This is a genomic window from Streptomyces sp. NPDC052052 (assembly GCF_040680455.1).
GTDB lineage: Bacteria > Actinomycetota > Actinomycetes > Streptomycetales > Streptomycetaceae > Streptomyces.
The window spans coordinates 135,726-151,071 of the sequence record NZ_JBFAWU010000005.1; the positions used below are offsets into that span (position 1 = coordinate 135,726).

14 protein-coding genes and 2 pseudogenes are annotated in these 15,346 nt (G+C 69.5%); 11 read left to right on the top strand and 5 right to left on the bottom strand.

The genetic code is table 11. The features are described from left to right. Window positions 1-201: 201 nt before the first annotated feature. The 4 genes from AB0L71_RS07915 to AB0L71_RS07930 all read left to right on the top strand — a co-directional run bounded on the left by AB0L71_RS07915 (window position 202) and on the right by AB0L71_RS07930 (window position 4,884). Window positions 202-2,745, top strand: a complete 2,544-nt coding sequence (locus AB0L71_RS07915; protein WP_365239368.1) for an ATP-binding protein — start codon at window positions 202-204, stop codon at window positions 2,743-2,745. A 71-nt stretch (window positions 2,746-2,816) separates the two neighbouring features. Next, entirely contained in the window at window positions 2,817-3,509 is a 693-nt protein-coding gene (locus AB0L71_RS07920) for a response regulator (RefSeq protein ID WP_365239370.1), read from the top strand. A gap of 160 nt (window positions 3,510-3,669) precedes the next feature. Continuing rightward, window positions 3,670-4,086 carry an OB-fold nucleic acid binding domain-containing protein gene (locus AB0L71_RS07925; protein ID WP_365239373.1) on the top strand — a complete coding sequence of 139 codons (417 nt, stop codon included), beginning with the start codon at window positions 3,670-3,672 and terminating at the stop codon, window positions 4,084-4,086. A 3-nt stretch (window positions 4,087-4,089) separates the two neighbouring features. After that, entirely contained in the window at window positions 4,090-4,884 is a 795-nt protein-coding gene (locus tag AB0L71_RS07930) for a DUF3159 domain-containing protein (protein WP_365239376.1), read from the top strand. 88 nt (window positions 4,885-4,972) lie between these two features. Here AB0L71_RS07930 and AB0L71_RS07935 read toward each other — a convergent pair whose 3' ends face one another. Continuing rightward, window positions 4,973-5,647, bottom strand: coding sequence for a TrkA family potassium uptake protein (locus AB0L71_RS07935; RefSeq protein WP_365239377.1), 675 nt, complete (start codon window positions 5,645-5,647; stop codon window positions 4,973-4,975). Then, window positions 5,647-6,315 (bottom strand): TrkA family potassium uptake protein, encoded by a 669-nt coding sequence (locus AB0L71_RS07940; RefSeq protein ID WP_365239380.1) that lies wholly within the window; start codon window positions 6,313-6,315, stop codon window positions 5,647-5,649. The genes AB0L71_RS07935 and AB0L71_RS07940 overlap by 1 nt, the downstream gene beginning before the upstream one ends. A gap of 491 nt (window positions 6,316-6,806) precedes the next feature. On the opposite strand from AB0L71_RS07940, the gene AB0L71_RS07945 reads away from it, so the two are divergent. Beyond that, window positions 6,807-8,855, top strand: coding sequence for an APC family permease (locus tag AB0L71_RS07945; RefSeq protein ID WP_365239382.1), 2,049 nt, complete (start codon window positions 6,807-6,809; stop codon window positions 8,853-8,855). A gap of 99 nt (window positions 8,856-8,954) precedes the next feature. After that, window positions 8,955-10,283 (top strand): TRAM domain-containing protein, encoded by a 1,329-nt coding sequence (locus AB0L71_RS07950; RefSeq protein ID WP_365239385.1) that lies wholly within the window; start codon window positions 8,955-8,957, stop codon window positions 10,281-10,283. A gap of 115 nt (window positions 10,284-10,398) precedes the next feature. On the opposite strand, the gene AB0L71_RS07955 is transcribed toward AB0L71_RS07950, so the two are convergent. After that, complete coding sequence (locus AB0L71_RS07955; protein ID WP_365239387.1) at window positions 10,399-10,926, bottom strand: RDD family protein; 528 nt, start codon at window positions 10,924-10,926, stop codon at window positions 10,399-10,401. Window positions 10,927-11,015: 89 nt separating this feature from the next. Between AB0L71_RS07955 and AB0L71_RS07960 the strand changes: the two are divergent. Beyond that, window positions 11,016-11,196, top strand: a pseudogene (locus AB0L71_RS07960) (IS5/IS1182 family transposase); the annotation flags it as partial. 33 nt (window positions 11,197-11,229) lie between these two features. After that, a complete protein-coding gene (locus AB0L71_RS07965) occupies window positions 11,230-11,487 on the top strand; it encodes a DUF6221 family protein (RefSeq protein ID WP_365239389.1) in 258 nt (85 codons plus the stop codon). Between the two features lie 218 nt (window positions 11,488-11,705). On the opposite strand, the gene AB0L71_RS07970 is transcribed toward AB0L71_RS07965, so the two are convergent. Next, complete coding sequence (locus tag AB0L71_RS07970; protein ID WP_365239391.1) at window positions 11,706-12,353, bottom strand: RidA family protein; 648 nt, start codon at window positions 12,351-12,353, stop codon at window positions 11,706-11,708. Window positions 12,354-12,503: 150 nt separating this feature from the next. Here AB0L71_RS07970 and AB0L71_RS07975 point away from each other — a divergent pair, with 150 nt between their 5' ends. The 3 genes and pseudogenes from AB0L71_RS07975 to AB0L71_RS07985 form a co-directional block, all read left to right on the top strand. Further along, window positions 12,504-12,716 (top strand): hypothetical protein, encoded by a 213-nt coding sequence (locus tag AB0L71_RS07975; protein ID WP_365239394.1) that lies wholly within the window; start codon window positions 12,504-12,506, stop codon window positions 12,714-12,716. A gap of 448 nt (window positions 12,717-13,164) precedes the next feature. Further along, window positions 13,165-14,013, top strand: a complete 849-nt coding sequence (locus AB0L71_RS07980; protein WP_365239396.1) for a hypothetical protein — start codon at window positions 13,165-13,167, stop codon at window positions 14,011-14,013. 10 nt (window positions 14,014-14,023) lie between these two features. Further along, window positions 14,024-14,172 (top strand): annotated as a pseudogene (locus tag AB0L71_RS07985) (AraC family transcriptional regulator); the annotation flags it as partial. An 80-nt stretch (window positions 14,173-14,252) separates the two neighbouring features. Here AB0L71_RS07985 and AB0L71_RS07990 read toward each other — a convergent pair. Then, window positions 14,253-15,020: an SDR family oxidoreductase gene (locus AB0L71_RS07990; protein WP_365239399.1), complete on the bottom strand. Its 768-nt coding sequence runs from the start codon at window positions 15,018-15,020 to the stop codon at window positions 14,253-14,255. Between the last annotated feature and the right edge of the window lie 326 nt (window positions 15,021-15,346).

Sequence of the window (15,346 nt, forward strand, 5' to 3'; positions counted from 1 at the left end):
CCATGCCGGGCTTGCCCGCCATCGTCGGCGGGCCCCGCTCGCCGATCCGGCCTGCTCGCCCGACCCCGCTCGGTCCGGCGTCAGAATCCTGTCAATTCAGCCCGCCGCCCAGCCCCCCGTCCGCTTTGCCGGGAATCTTCGGGGTAGCTTCGAAGCGGCTGCCGCATCGGCCGCAGCCGCTTCAGAGAAGACAATGAGGACATGGCTCGCGGCAAGCTTCGGATCTACCTGGGTGCGGCGCCCGGCGTCGGCAAGACGTACGCGATGCTCGCCGAGGCCCATCGCCGTGTGGAGCGGGGCACGGACTGCGTCGTCGCCTTCGTGGAGCACCACGACCGCCCACGCACCGAGGTCATGCTGCACGGCCTTGAGCAGATCCGGCGCCGCGAGATCGAGTACCGCTCCGCCGTCTTCACCGAGATGGACGTGGACGCGGTCCTGGAGCGGGCCCCGGCCGTCGCCCTGGTGGACGAACTGGCGCACACCAATGTGCCGGGCTCCCGCAATGCCAAGCGCTGGCAGGACGTCGAGGAGCTTCTCCAGGCCGGCATCGATGTGATCTCCACCGTCAACATCCAGCACCTGGAGTCGCTCGGTGACGTCGTCGAGGCCATAACCGGCGTACGCCAGCGCGAGACGGTTCCCGACGAGGTCGTCCGCCGGGCCGACCAGCTCGAACTCGTCGACATGTCGCCCCAGGCGCTGCGCCGTCGGATGGCTCACGGCAACATCTACAAGCCGGACCGGATCGACGCGTCCCTCTCCAACTACTTCCGCCCCGGAAACCTGACCGCCCTGCGCGAGCTGGCCCTCCTCTGGGTCGCCGACCGGGTCGACGAATACCTCCAGGAGTACCGCGGCGAACACAACATCCGCACCACCTGGCAGGCCCGGGAACGGATCGTGGTCGGGCTCACCGGCGGCCCCGAGGGCCGTACCCTCATCCGCCGTGCGTCCCGGATGGCGGCCAAGGGCTCCGGCAGCGAGATCCTCGCCGTCTACGTCGCGCGCAGCGACGGACTGACCTCCGCCTCGCCCAAGGAACTCGCCGTCCAACGCACCCTCGTGGAGGACCTCGGCGGTACGTTCCACCACGTCATCGGCGACGACATACCTTCGGCCCTGCTCGAATTCGCCCGAGGGGTCAACGCCACGCAGATCGTGCTCGGATCCAGCCGCCGCAAGGCCTGGCAGTACATCTACGGACCGGGCGTGGGGGCCACCGTCGCCCGCGACTCGGGCCCCGACCTCGACGTCCACATCGTCACCCACGAAGAGGTCGCCAAGGGCCGCGGACTGCCCATCGCCCGCGGCGCCCGGCTGAGCCGGGGCCGGATCGTCTGGGGCTGGCTGGTCGGCGTGGGCGGCCCGGCCCTGCTCATGCTGCTCCTGACCAGCCTGCCCGACGGCCCCGGGCTCGCCAACGACGTCCTGCTCTTCCTCTTCATGACCGTCACCGCGGCCCTGATCGGCGGGCTGCTGCCCGCCCTCGCCTCCGCCGCGGCCGGCTCACTGCTGCTGAACTACTGGTTCACCCCGCCGACCCACACCCTGACCGTGCAGGACCCGGAGAACTTCGTCGCCATCGTGATCTTCTTCGCGGTGGCGGTCGCCGTCGCCTCGGTCGTCGACCTGGCGGCCCGCCGCACCCATCAGGCGGCCCGGCTGCGGGCCGAGTCGGAGATCCTCTCCTTCCTGGCCGGGAGCGTGCTGCGGGGCGAGACGACTCTGGACGCCCTTCTGGACCGGGTCCGCGAGACCTTCGCCATGGAGTCCGTCGCCCTGCTGGAGCGGCGGAGCGACGTCGATCCGTGGACCTGTGCGGGGAGCGTCGGTCCGGCCCCGGTGACCCGGCCGGAGGACGCGGATGTGGACATGCCCGTCGGCGACCACATGGCGCTCGCGCTCTCCGGACGGGTGCTGCCCGCCGAGGACCGCCGGGTACTCGGCGCCTTCGCCGCCCAGGCCGCTGTCGTGCTGGAACGCCAGCGCCTCGTCGACGAGGCGGAGGAGGCCCGGCGGTTCGCCGAGGGCAACCGGATCAGGACGGCGCTCCTCGCCGCGGTCAGTCACGACCTGCGGACCCCGCTCGCCGCCATCAAGGCCGCCGTCACCTCCCTGCGCTCCGACGACGTCGCCTGGTCCGACGAGGACGAGGCCGAACTCCTGGCGGCGATCGAGAACGGCTCCGACCGCCTCGACCACCTCGTGGGCAACCTGCTGGACATGTCCAGGCTGCAGACCGGTACCGTCACCCCGCTGATCCGTGAGATAGACCTCGACGAAGTGGTCCCGATGGCGCTCGGAGGTGTCCCCGAGGGCAGCGCGGACCTGGACATCCCCGAGTCCCTGCCGATGGTCGACGTCGATCCCGGGCTGCTGGAGAGGGCCGTCGCCAACATCGTCGAGAACGCCGTCAAGTACAGCCCCGACGGGGAGCCCGTCAGCGTGTCCGCGAGCGCGCTCGGCGCCCGGGTCGAGCTGCGGGTGGCCGACCGGGGCCCCGGCGTCCCCGACGACGCCAAGGAGCGCATCTTCGAGCCCTTCCAGCGTTACGGCGACGCACCGCGTGGCGCAGGCGTCGGTCTGGGCCTCGCCGTCGCCCGCGGCTTCGTGGAGTCCATGGGCGGCACCCTGGATGCCGAGGACACCCCCGGTGGCGGCCTCACCATGGTGCTGACGCTCAGGGTGGCAACGGGGCACGCCCCCGTCAGCCCCGACCTGCCCGCGCGGGCCGTCTCATGACCGCGCAGGCACACTCCGTGATCTCCGGGACGTCCCGGGAGACCGCCCCGACAGCAGAAAGGCAGGGCCCCATGACCCGGGTGCTTGTGGTCGACGACGAGCCGCAGATCGTACGCGCCCTCGTGATCAACCTGAAGGCGCGCAAGTACGAGGTGGACGCCGCACCCGACGGCGCCACGGCTCTCCAGCTGGCCGCCGCCCGCCACCCCGATGTCGTCGTCCTCGATCTCGGGCTGCCGGACATGGACGGCGTCGAGGTGATCCGAGGGCTGCGCGGCTGGACGCGGGTGCCGATCCTGGTGCTCTCGGCCCGCCACACCTCCGACGAGAAGGTCGAGGCGCTGGACGCCGGGGCCGACGACTACGTCACCAAGCCGTTCGGCATGGACGAGCTGCTGGCCCGGCTGCGGGCCTCCGTCCGCCGCGCCGAACCCGTCGGCGGGCACGGCTCCGACGGCGTCGTGCTCGTCGAGACCGAGGGGTTCACCGTCGACCTGGCCGCGAAGAAGGTGCACCGCGACGGGCATGACGTACGTCTCACCCCGACCGAGTGGCATCTGCTGGAGGTCCTGGTCCGCAACAGCGGCCGACTGGTCAGCCAGAAGCAGCTGCTCCAGGAGGTCTGGGGGCCCTCCTACGGCACCGAGACCAACTATCTGCGGGTCTACATGGCGCAGTTGAGGCGCAAACTGGAGGCAGACCCCTCGCATCCCCGGCACTTCGTCACCGAGCCGGGGATGGGCTACCGCTTCGAGCGCGGCTGAACGCAAGGCATCGCAGGCATCGGGACAGCCCTTGGTCCGGGCGTCGTCCGGACTCCGTCCCGAGCCCCGCGCGGCGGTGCCCGGTGATACACGCAGGTAATCCGTCCGAGTGAGACTCGGGACACCCGCTCGGAGCACAGGAGACCGGTACCCTTCGGGTATGAGTGATGTTCCTCGACCTGAGAAGCCGAGCAGGGCGGTAAAACCGTCCGGCCGCTTCCGGCGCATGCTCGACCGGCTGTCCAGCTCCCAGGAGGACCTGGAGTCCGAGGAGCTGCAGGAGGACTCGCAGGCTTCGGGATGCACGCGGATCTCGGAGTGCACCGACCGGCAGATCGTCAAGGTGACTGGTACGTTGCGGACCGTCACCCTGCGGCCGCGCGCCGGAGTGCCCGCCCTGGAGGCGGAGCTCTTCGACGGCAGCGCGCCGCTGGACGTGGTCTGGCTGGGCCGACGCTCCATCGTGGGCATAGAACCGGGCCGCAAGCTCATCGCCTCGGGCCGCATCGCCATGAGCCACGGACGCCGGGTGCTGTTCAACCCCAAATACGAACTCCGACCGCTCGGCAAGGAGTAGCCGGTGACGTCTCCCGACAAGCCGACGTCCGACAAGGACCGCACCACCCGTTCCGACCACCACGAGGCCGTCACGAAGGCGGTCACCGAAGCAGCGCTCTCCGAGGCGTTCGGCGGTGTCCGGGGCATGGTGGAGACAGTCCTTCCCGGGCTGCTCTTCGTCACGATCTTCACGATCAACAAGGATCTGCACCTCTCGGCCATCGCGGCCCTGGCGGTGTCCCTGGTCCTCGTCGCCGTACGGCTGATCCGCAAGGACACCGTCAAGCACGCCTTCAGCGGCGTCTTCGGCGTTGCCTTCGGTGTGGTCTTCGCGATGATGACCGGCAACGCCAAGGACTTCTACCTGCCGGGCATGCTCTACACGCTCGGCCTGGCACTCGCCTACCTGATCACCACCCTCTTCGGGGTGCCGCTGCTCGGACTGATCCTGGGCCCGGTGTTCAAGGAGAACCTCTCCTGGCGCACCAGGAACCCCGGCCGCAAGAAGGCCTACGCCAAGGCCAGCTACGCCTGGGGACTGATCCTGCTCGCCAAGTGCGCGATCCTCTTCCCGCTGTACTGGTGGGCCGACACCGCCCAGCTCGGCTGGGTCCTGGTCGCCCTGAAGATCCCCCCGTTCCTGCTCGCGGTCTATCTGACGTGGATCTTCCTCGCCAAGGCGCCGCCGCCCATCGACGTGTTCGCCGAGATGGAGGCGCAGGAGCAGGCGGAGAAGGAACAGGCCGAGAAGGAGCGGGCGGAGAAGGCCCGCGCGGCGCAGACGCCCTCCGGCGCGACGCACCACCAGGAGTTCTGAACAGCCCGCAGCCATGAGAAAGGGGTCCGGGACCGTGTGCCACACGGTCCCGGACCCCTTTCTCATGCCCCTGCGGACGCCGGCCCGCTCAGTCGCCGTCGCCCCGGCGCACCGACAGCAGGTCCTCCAGCTGCTCCTCGCGGGCCTGCGCGGCCACGAACAGCAGCTCGTCACCGGCCTCCAGCGTCTCCTCGGCGCCCGGCGTCAGCACGCGCTGCCCACGGATGATGGTGACCAGTGAGGTGTCCTCGGGCCAGGCCACCGCGCCGACCTGGGTGCCGGCCAGGGCCGACTCCGGCGGCAGCGTCAGCTCGACCAGGTTGGCGTCGCCATGGCTGAAGCGCAGCAGCCGGACCAGATCGCCGACGCTCACCGCCTCCTCCACCAGGGCCGACATCAGACGGGGCGTGGAGACCGCCACATCGACGCCCCAGGCCTCGTTGAACAGCCACTCGTTCTTCGGGTTGTTGACCCGGGCGACGACCCTCGGCACGCCGTACTCGGTCTTGGCCAGCAGCGAGACGACCAGATTCACCTTGTCGTCCCCGGTCGCGGCGATCACGACGCTGCAGCGTTGAAGCGCCGCCTCGTCGAGCGAGGTGATCTCGCAGGCGTCGGCCAGCAGCCATTCGGCCATCGGCACCCGCTCCACCGAGATGGCCGTCGGCGCCTTGTCGACGAGCAGCACCTCATGCCCGTTCTCCAGCAGCTCGCCCGCGATGGAACGGCCCACCGCGCCTGCCCCGGCAATCGCGACACGCATCAGTGACCGCCCTCCTCAGGACCCTCGGCGAAGGCCGCCTCGACCTTTGCGATCTCGTCCGTACGCATGATCACGTGGACCAGGTCGCCCTCCTGCAGCACCGTCTGCGAGGTGGGCAGTATGGCTTCACCCAATCGGGTGAGGAACGCCACGCGGACCCCCGTCTCCTCCTGCAGCGTGCTGATCTTGTGGCCGATCCAGGACGGCGTGGTGTGCACCTCCGCGAGCTGCACACCACCGCTCGGATCCCGCCACAGCGGTTCGGCCCCGCTGGGAAGCAGCCGCCGCAGCATCTGGTCCGCGGTCCAGCGCACCGTGGCGACCGTGGGGATGCCGAGACGCTGGTAGACCTCGGCACGCCGGGGGTCGTAGATCCGCGCCGCAACGTTCTCGATGCCGAACATCTCCCGGGCGACCCGGGCGGCGATGATGTTCGAGTTGTCGCCGCTGCTCACCGCGGCGAACGCACCGGCCTCCTCGATCCCCGCCTCGCGCAGGGTGTCCTGGTCGAAACCGACACCCGTGACGCGACGCCCGCCGAATCCGGACCCCAGACGCCGGAACGACGTGGGGTCCTGATCGATGACGGCGACCGTGTGCCCCTGCTGTTCCAGGGTCTGCGCGAGAGCGGCTCCTACTCGCCCGCAGCCCATGATGACGATGTGCACCTTGCGCCTACCTCGCAGTCCTGATCGTCCGGCCGACCTGCGAAAACACCGTGCTCACACTTCTTCCTCAGCTTGCCGGGCAAACAACGGGGCAACGGTGAGTCCCGTTGCCCAGGATGAGCTTATGCGGCCGGGAGTGCGAGGCCCCATCCGCATGCGCTTTCGCGGCCCATGCGAGACGAACGCAGTAGCCGTCGGCCGCCCCATCCGTACCTCCCCGCCCGTACCGCAGCGGACCGGCCCGCAGGGGTGCGGAGGGGGAGGGCGCCGGTCCGGATGCCGGAACACGGGCGCCAAGGGGCGTCGGCACGGCCGCCCCGGCAGAGCCTGCCGCGCCCTGTCCGCGGACACCTGGGTGCAAGGATTCCGTCAAGGAAAGCGCAAGGATTTCGTTAAGGAATTCGCGCCGTTTTCGGCCGAGCGCAGGAGATTGCAGGGCCACGCCTTCCGCCGGTCTGCGGCGCCCTAACGGAACGCTTACGATCCTCAGCGTGTCCAAACTGACCGACCTGCCCAAACGGATTCTGATCGGACGGGCGCTGCGCAGCGACAAACTGGGAGAGACGCTGCTCCCCAAGCGCATCGCACTTCCCGTCTTCGCATCCGACCCGCTGTCCTCGGTGGCGTACGCGCCCGGAGAAGTTCTCCTGGTGCTCTCCGTCGCGGGCGTGTCGGCCTACCACTTCAGCCCCTGGATCGCCCTCGCGGTCGTGGTCCTGATGTTCACCGTCGTGGCCTCGTACCGCCAGAACGTGCACGCCTACCCGAGCGGTGGTGGTGACTACGAGGTCGCCACCACCAACCTCGGCCCCAAGGCGGGACTGACCGTGGCCAGCGCGCTGCTGGTCGACTACGTGCTGACCGTCGCGGTCTCGATCGCCTCCGGGGTGGAGAACCTTGGGTCCGCGATCCCGTTCGTCGTCGAGCACAAGACGGTGTGCGCGATCGTGGCCATCGTGCTGCTGACCCTGATGAACCTGCGTGGCGTCAAGGAGTCCGGCAAGCTCTTCGCCATCCCCACATACCTCTTCGTGGCCGGCGTCTTCATCATGATCGTCTGGGGTGCTTTCCGGGGACTCGTCCTCGGCGACACCATGCACGCGCCGACCTCGGGCTACCAGATCAAGCCCGAGCACCAGGGACTGGCCGGCTTCGCCCTGGTCTTCCTGCTGCTGCGGGCCTTCTCCTCCGGCTGTGCCGCCCTCACCGGCGTCGAGGCCATCAGCAACGGTGTGCCTGCCTTCCGCAAGCCCAAGAGCAAGAACGCCGCGACCACCCTCGCGATGATGGGACTCCTGGCCGTCACCATGTTCTGCGGCATCATCGGCCTGGCCATGGCCACCGATGTGAAGATGGCGGAGAACCCGGCCGAGGACCTGATCAGCAAGGGTGTCCCGGTCGGCTCCGGCTTCGTCCAGGACCCGGTGATCTCCCAGGTCGCAGCCGCCGTCTTCGGCGACGGCACATTCTTCTTCGTCGTCCTCGCCGCGGCCACCGCACTCGTTCTGTTCCTGGCCGCCAACACGGCGTACAACGGCTTCCCGCTGCTCGGCTCGATCCTCGCCCAGGACCGCTACCTGCCCCGCCAGCTCCACACCCGCGGCGACCGGCTCGCCTTCTCCAACGGCATCGTGCTGCTGGCCGGCGCGGCAATCCTGCTGGTCTGGGTCTACGGAGCGGACTCGACCCGCCTCATCCAGCTCTACATCGTCGGCGTGTTCGTCTCCTTCACCCTCAGCCAGACGGGCATGGTCCGGCACTGGAACCGCCACCTGGCGGTGGAGAAGGACCCGGGCAAGCGCCGCCACATGATCCGCTCCCGCGCGATCAACACCTTCGGCGCCTTCTTCACCGGCCTGGTGCTCGTCGTGGTGCTCGCGACCAAGTTCACCCACGGCGCCTGGGTCGCGCTGCTCGGCATGGTGATCTTCTTCGGAACGATGACCGCGATCCGCCGGCACTACGACCGGGTCTCCGAGGAGATCGCCGCGGACGAGACCCCCGTCGACGAGACGATGCGACCCTCCCGGGTCCACTCCATCGTCCTGGTCTCCAAGCTCCACCGGCCCACGCTGCGCGCCCTCGCCTACGCCAAGCTGATCCGCTCCGACCGGCTGGAGGCGCTCTCCATCAGCGTCGACCCGGCCGAGACCAAGGCCCTCAGGGAGGACTGGGAGCGGCGCGGCATCGACATCCCGCTGAAGATCCTCGACTCCCCGTACCGCGAGGTGACCCGCCCGGTCATCGACTACGTGAAGAGCCTGCGCCTGGAGAGCCCCCGCGACGTCATCAGCGTGTACATCCCGGAGTACGTGGTCGGCCACTGGTACGAGCACCTCCTGCACAACCAGAGCGCCCTGCGCCTCAAGGGCCGGCTGCTGTTCACCCCGGGCGTGATGGTGACGTCCGTGCCGTACCAGCTGGAGTCCTCCGAGGCGGCGAAGCTGCGCGCCAGGAAGCGCGCCGAGTGGAACGCGCCCGGCTCGGTGCGCCGCGGACCCGTCGAGCGCAGGCCCAGGGAATCCGCCGACAAGGGCTGACCGCCCGGCCCGCTCGTGGTGAACGGCCGGACCACACCCACGTAGACTTGTGGGTTGTTGTCCGGCCGTTTTCCTCTTGATCACTGGAGCCACCCCGTCATGCAGAACGAACCCACGTCGTCGCTGGTCGGGGAGGAGTACGAGGTCGAGGTCGGGCCCGTCGCGCACGGCGGCCACTGCATCGCCCGCACCTCTCAGGGGCAGGTCCTCTTCGTACGGCACACGCTTCCCGGCGAGAAGGTCGTCGCAAGGGTCACCGAGGGCGCGAGCGACTCCCGCTTCCTGCGCGCCGACGCGGTACGGATCGTCGAGGCATCCAAGGACCGCGTCGAGGCGCCGTGTCCGTACGCCGGTCCGGGCAAGTGCGGCGGCTGCGACTGGCAGCACGCCAAGCCCGGCGCCCAGCGCAGGCTCAAGGCCGACGTGATCGCCGAACAGCTCCAGCGCCTGGCGGGCCTCACCCCCGAGGAGGCCGGCTGGGACGGCACCGTCATGCCGGCCGAGGGCGACAAGCTCCCGGCGGGCGAGGTTCCGGCCTGGCGCACCCGGGTGCAGTACGCCATCGACGAGGACGGCCGCGTCGGCCTGCGCAAGCACCGCTCGCACGACGTGGAGCCCATCGAGCGCTGCCTGATCGCCGCGCCCGGCGTCACCGAACTCGGCGTCGAGCGGCGGGAGTGGCCCGGCATGGCCTCGGTGGAAGCCATCGCCGCCACCGGCTCCCACGACCGCCAGGTCATCCTCACGCCGAGGCCCGGCGGCCGGCTGCCCCTCGTCGAACTCGACCGGCCCGTCTCGGTGATGCGCGTCGACGAGCGCGACGGCGGCGTCCACCGGGTGCACGGCCGCGCCTTCGTCCGCGAACGCGCCGACGACCGCACCTACCGGGTCGGCTCCGGCGGCTTCTGGCAGGTCCACCCGCAGGCAGCCAACACCCTCGTCCGCGCCGTGATGCAGGGCCTGCTGCCCCGCAAGGGCGACACCGCACTCGACCTCTACTGCGGTGTCGGCCTGTTCGCCGGCGCCCTCGGCCAGCGCATCGGCGACAAGGGCGCGGTCCTCGGCATCGAGTCCGGCAAGCGGGCCGTGGAGGACGCCCGGCACAACCTGAAGGACCTGGAGCGGGTCCGCATCGAGCACGGCAAGGTCGACCAGGTCCTCCCGCGTACCGGCATCACCGAGACCGACCTGATCGTCCTCGACCCGCCGCGCGCGGGCGCCGGCAAGCAGACGATCCTGCACCTGGCGGGCCTGGGCGCCCGCCGTATCGCCTACGTCGCCTGCGACCCGGCGGCACTCGCCCGCGACCTGGCGTACTTCCGCGAGGGCGGGTACCGGGTGCGGACGCTGCGGGCGTTCGACCTGTTTCCGATGACGCATCATGTGGAGTGCGTGGCGATTCTGGAGCCCGCCGAGAAGGGTCGCTGACCTGCAGGGTCAGGTCAGTAAGGGCTGGCACGGCCCCCTACCCGAGGGTGGTGGCGCACCGGGTGCGGACCGGGCAGGGGCGGTAAGGCGACCTCTGCTCGAAAGGGCGATGAGGTCACCCGTGGCGCTTCGTCACCACCAGGCTGCCGACCAGCTTGTCATGCAGTCCCTGCTTCCGGTCGCTCAGGTTGATGGCCGAGAGGTTGGCGATGGCGAGAACGGTCGCCAGGCACATCGCGAGGTTGCACACATGCCTGACCACAGCGCGCCCGTACCCGAGTCGGCCGCCGTCGGAGTCTCGGACCACCTGTGTCCCCAGCAGCTTCTTGCCCGGTGTTGCCCCCCATCGCGCCACGCCGAGCGGGGAGTACAGCAGTACGAAGCCCAGGACCCATACCGCGGCAGCCGCCCGCCAGATCGGGGTGGCCTGACCGTCGGCCACGGAGAGTGCGGTAAGGATGCGATCGAGCGCGACCAGTGGCCCGGCCACGACGACTGCCGCGATCGCCAGGTCCACCACCGTGGACGCACAACGGCGCATCAGGCTGGCCGGTACGTCCGAGGAGGGGTGGACGGTTCTGTCTCCGGACCGGCCGGAGGAGTTGAAGACCCCACCCAGGGACATATTTTCAATATTCGACATGTGTGTACCTTTTGCTGGTCGGACAGTGCTTCCATTACGTGGAGGGGGTGCGGACCCGGTAGTACCTGGCCCGCAGCCCCCGGCCGCGGCGAGGCCGAGACGGAGGCCGCCCACCGGCCTTCGACGCAGAGGCGTACAAGCAGCGCAACTCGGTCGAGCGGTGCATCAAACCGACTCAAGCAGTGGCGCGGCCTGGCCATGCGAACGGACAAGCTCACCTACCAGGCCGCACTCCACCTCGCTGCCATCCTCATCTGGACAGCCGCCTGACCGTCTAAGCGGCTTGCCCGCGAAGATGACCACATGGACGATCTTCTGAAGTTCCTCGTCGCACGCATCATGGACGACAACCACGCTTATGCCTACGTGGCCGAAACCTTGGGCGGCGAGGCTCTTCTCGACAGCCATCTCCCCATGCTCGATCTGACCGAGCAACTGGTACACGAATACAGGGCCATGGATCCCTGGGACTCCCGCTCGGCCGGCCTGGCGTACGCGCTTCGGATCCTTGCCCAGTCATACGCGGAGCACCCCGCCTACCGTCAGCAATGGCGCCCGTAGCCCTTCAAGGAGACAGGCTCCAGCGGTATTGATCGGGAGCGTTGTTGACACCGGGTCTTGATCCAAGGCCGAAGACCTCCGGTGTGGAGGAGGTGTCTAGGACTACACCGCACGGAGGTCTTCGTGTCCCACCGTCATGCGCGGCTGACTGTTCATCGCGGCCAGTGCTGATTTTACGAGTTCTTTCCGGCGTCCGGTCGCTCATGTGGCTGAGGAGATCACGGCTGCTCACTCTTCTGTGGCGCCGGGGCGTCCTCGGTGCACGCGAGTGCCTCGACCTCGACGCGCAGCGCGGGCGAGGCCAGTGCGGCCACCGTCATGACGGTCATGCAGGGGCGCAGGTCTCCCAGCCACTCGCCCAGCCGCCGGCGCCGACGCTCGAGATCGACCTCGCCGGCGAAGTAGAACGTCAGCTTGACCAGGTCCTCGTGGCGCATCCCGGCCGCTTCGAGGTTGGCCGTGATGTTGTGCAGCGCGATACCGAGCTGCTCGACCGGGTCCTCGGGGAGCTCGCCGGTGGGGGCCATGCCGATCTGGCCGGATATCACGAGCCACCGGACCGGGCCGGTGATCTCGGCCTGATGAGAGTACGTGGCGAGCGGCGCCGCGATCCCCTGGGGGTTTCGGAAGGTGTTCACGGAGGTTCTCTGTTCCCTTTCAGGCGGACGGGTTCTGGTGCGTGCCGAGGCCGTCCGCACAGGTCTCGATCCGATCGGTGGTGTCATGGGCGGCGCCAGGGTTTCGGTGATCCGCGCCAGGACGGCCTCGTGCAGGCGCGCCAGGTCGTCCACCACGCCCTGCGGGAGGAACCTGCCGTCGGCGTAGAGGGCGATGTCCAGTGCGGAACGGTCCGGGTCGCGGCCCACGGTAGCCAGGAACGGCCCGTCGGTGTGCTCGAACCAGCGGACACCGGTGAGATGCCCGCCTCCGTGCGCGGCGTCCGCATACGCGGGGAAGTCCGTGTGGGGGCGTGGCCCCGCTCTGTGTGTCGTGTGAGAGTGAGTACTACCGCGCGAATGGACCTTCGCCTCCGTGCCCGAGGGAGTGACGCGCGGAGCGACGCGCAGCCCTGGGCGGAGATCGAAGCGGAACGGGGCACCGAACTGCCCGTCAACTACAAGGCGCTGGACGACAACAGGGCGAGGACGAGTTCGGCAGTCGCGGCGAGAGGCGTGGCCGGGACCACCGTGGCGACCGTCTCCAGGGTGGACTGCACGGCGACGAAGTAGATGCCGCCCGCAGTCTGTGGCCGCGCACGCTCCTGGCATCGCACGAGGCCCCGGAGAACCACCCCCTCGTTCGGGCGCGTCCCTCTCCACGATGTCATCAGCAGCTACGGCCAGGGAGGAACTGTGCAGCGGCCGAACGCGGCGCTCGCCGAGAGCGTGGGGGAGCGGGAGACGGGGAGGCGACGACCCCCGCGCCCTGGTCGGTGAGACGCGGCGTTCGGTCCTTCTGGTGCCGGTGGCCGGCGGAGGACTGTGGTCGGTGCGTTCGGGGATGCGGTGGATCCGTGGGTTCACCGAAAAGCTCATCTTCCGGCAGGGCGAGGACGTCGTGCCCCATGGGCCCGGCTCCGAAGCCGGCCAGGTGATCACGGCGCACGGGCCGTTGGGCATCAGGAGCGAATCCGGAGCGACGGCACTGGGCGGCAGGCCCACCGATCCCGGTGCACCCATGACCGACGAAGACATCGTGGAGGGAATGATTCCGGGCAAGGACGGATTCATGCCCTCGCGGTGCAGATCAAATGAGGCAGCGCTGACCCTGAGACTGACCCTCGACAACGACTGGCGCGCGACGGTGACGGACGATCCGCTGTCCTTCACCCCGCGCTTCGACTTCTCGAATCCCGGTGTGTGTATAGCGCCCTACGTGAACCGGGAGGAGCGTGAACGCTTCCTCCTGGACACCTTCGGCAGCCAGGAGTGGCTGTGGGACACCCCGGACACACTCGGGTTCGACCGGGCGAGCCAGGAGTTGATCGGCGCCGAGTTCCAGCTGCCCTACGAGTCGGCATCAGCCGAGGACTGCGCCCGCCTTCCCTCGCTGCCGGCTGTCTGCCCGGGCGGGCTGCGCGCGGACGAGGAGCGCGGCTGCCGCCTCGAAGCGGCCTCGGCGCTGTGCCGTGCGCCCGGGGACGCCGTGCTGACCTGTCTGCGCGACCTCGAGGTCCTCGACGCAACGCTTGAGGCCCGTATCGGGATCGCCCCGGACGTGGCGCTCCTGGTCCAGGACGGAACCGTCGTCGGCTGGAGCCTCACCGATCCCGCGCGCTATCTGACAACCGCCTATGCCGCTCCCGACCCCGCTCCACCGTCCCCGGGTACCCGCGCGCTGCTCAGTTCCTGCCTGGACCTGATCACTCATCCGCTGCTCGAAGAGGTGCAGGACCGTGAGCCGGCCGCCCTGGCCCGGCTCCGGGAGGTTCACCAGGCCCTGCACGCCCAGCGCGAGGACCGGCGCCGCGCCGACGCCCTCCTCGCGCTCATCGGCAACCTGGTGGAGGACTACGGGAACCGGTGACCTCGGAGCCGTGGCGGTATTCCCCGCGGACCAGGTGATCCCGTCCGGCCTGACCACCCCGATCCAGGTCTTCACCCGGACCGTCTGCCCGACGGGCGGTCCGGCTTCCGGATCCCGGTATGCGCCGAACACGACGAGATCGACGCCGGCGCTTTCACAAGCCCTCGCCCCCGCAGCGTCACCATCGGATGTCCACGATCACCGGGGGGTTGCACGGAACGGCTGCCCCGCGGGTGCGGTCACGGCAGTTCCGGTGCCCACGCGACTCCGTTGATGTGGGCCCCGCCGTCGACGAAGAGGGTGTTGCCGGTGACGTAGCGCGCGCCTTCGCCGGCGAGGAACACCGCCACCGGAGCGATGTCCTGATCGGGATCGCCGATCCGTCCCATGGGGTTCATGGCGCCCGCCTGGGCCTCCAGCTCCGGATGCTCGTTCATCATCCTGTGGAAGGCGGCGCTCTTCGCGCCCGGACAGACGGCGTTGACGACCACTCCGGTCGGGGCCCACTCCCGAGCGGCGGTCCGGGTGAGGGTGCGCAGGGCCTCCTTGGCGGCGTTGTACTCCAAGGTCCCCATGTGGGCGTTCACGCCATTGAGGCTGCACATGTTGACGACCCGGCCCCATCCCCGCTCCTTCATGTGCGGGAAGGCAGCCTGCATCGCCCAGAAGGGCCCGTAGAAGCCGATGCCCAGCCCTCGGGCCAGCATGGCGTCGGTCTTGTTCTCCACCCGTCCCACGTCGCCGGCCGCCCAGGCGTTGTTGACCAGGATGTCGACGCCTCCCCACTCGCGGACCGCGGTGTCGACCATCGCCAGCACCTGCGCCTTGTCACTGACATCGGTACGTACGAAGCGGCCACCGATCTCGTCGGCGGTGGCACGGCCGGTCTCCTCGTTCAGCTCCGCGACCAGCACCCTGGCCCCCTCGGCGGCGAACCGGCGGGCCACCGCGGCACCAATTCCGTCACCTGCGCCGGTGACGATCGCGACGCGTCCTTCGAGCTGCATGCTCTTCCCTCTCGTTCGGGACGGTGCCTCATCCAATCCTGGGTTGGCGGCCCGGTCGGGGCCGCGTCCCATTGGGCGGGAACGTGGGATGACGCCCGCAGGCCGTCCGGCGGTAGCCGAGGTGGCGGGTGCGGCCGGCGACCGGCAGGCCGGTGGGGGCGAGGAGTCCCTTGGCATCCGGCAGGATGCGCCGGCCGAGGAAGGTCTACGCACCCGCGCCGGTGCGTGCGGGTGCGTCGGGAAGTGTCCGCAGGATCGGTGCCGTCGGCAGGTCCCGTCAACGGCCTGGAGCCGCGCAGTTCGCTGACGGCCGGAACGGAAATCAC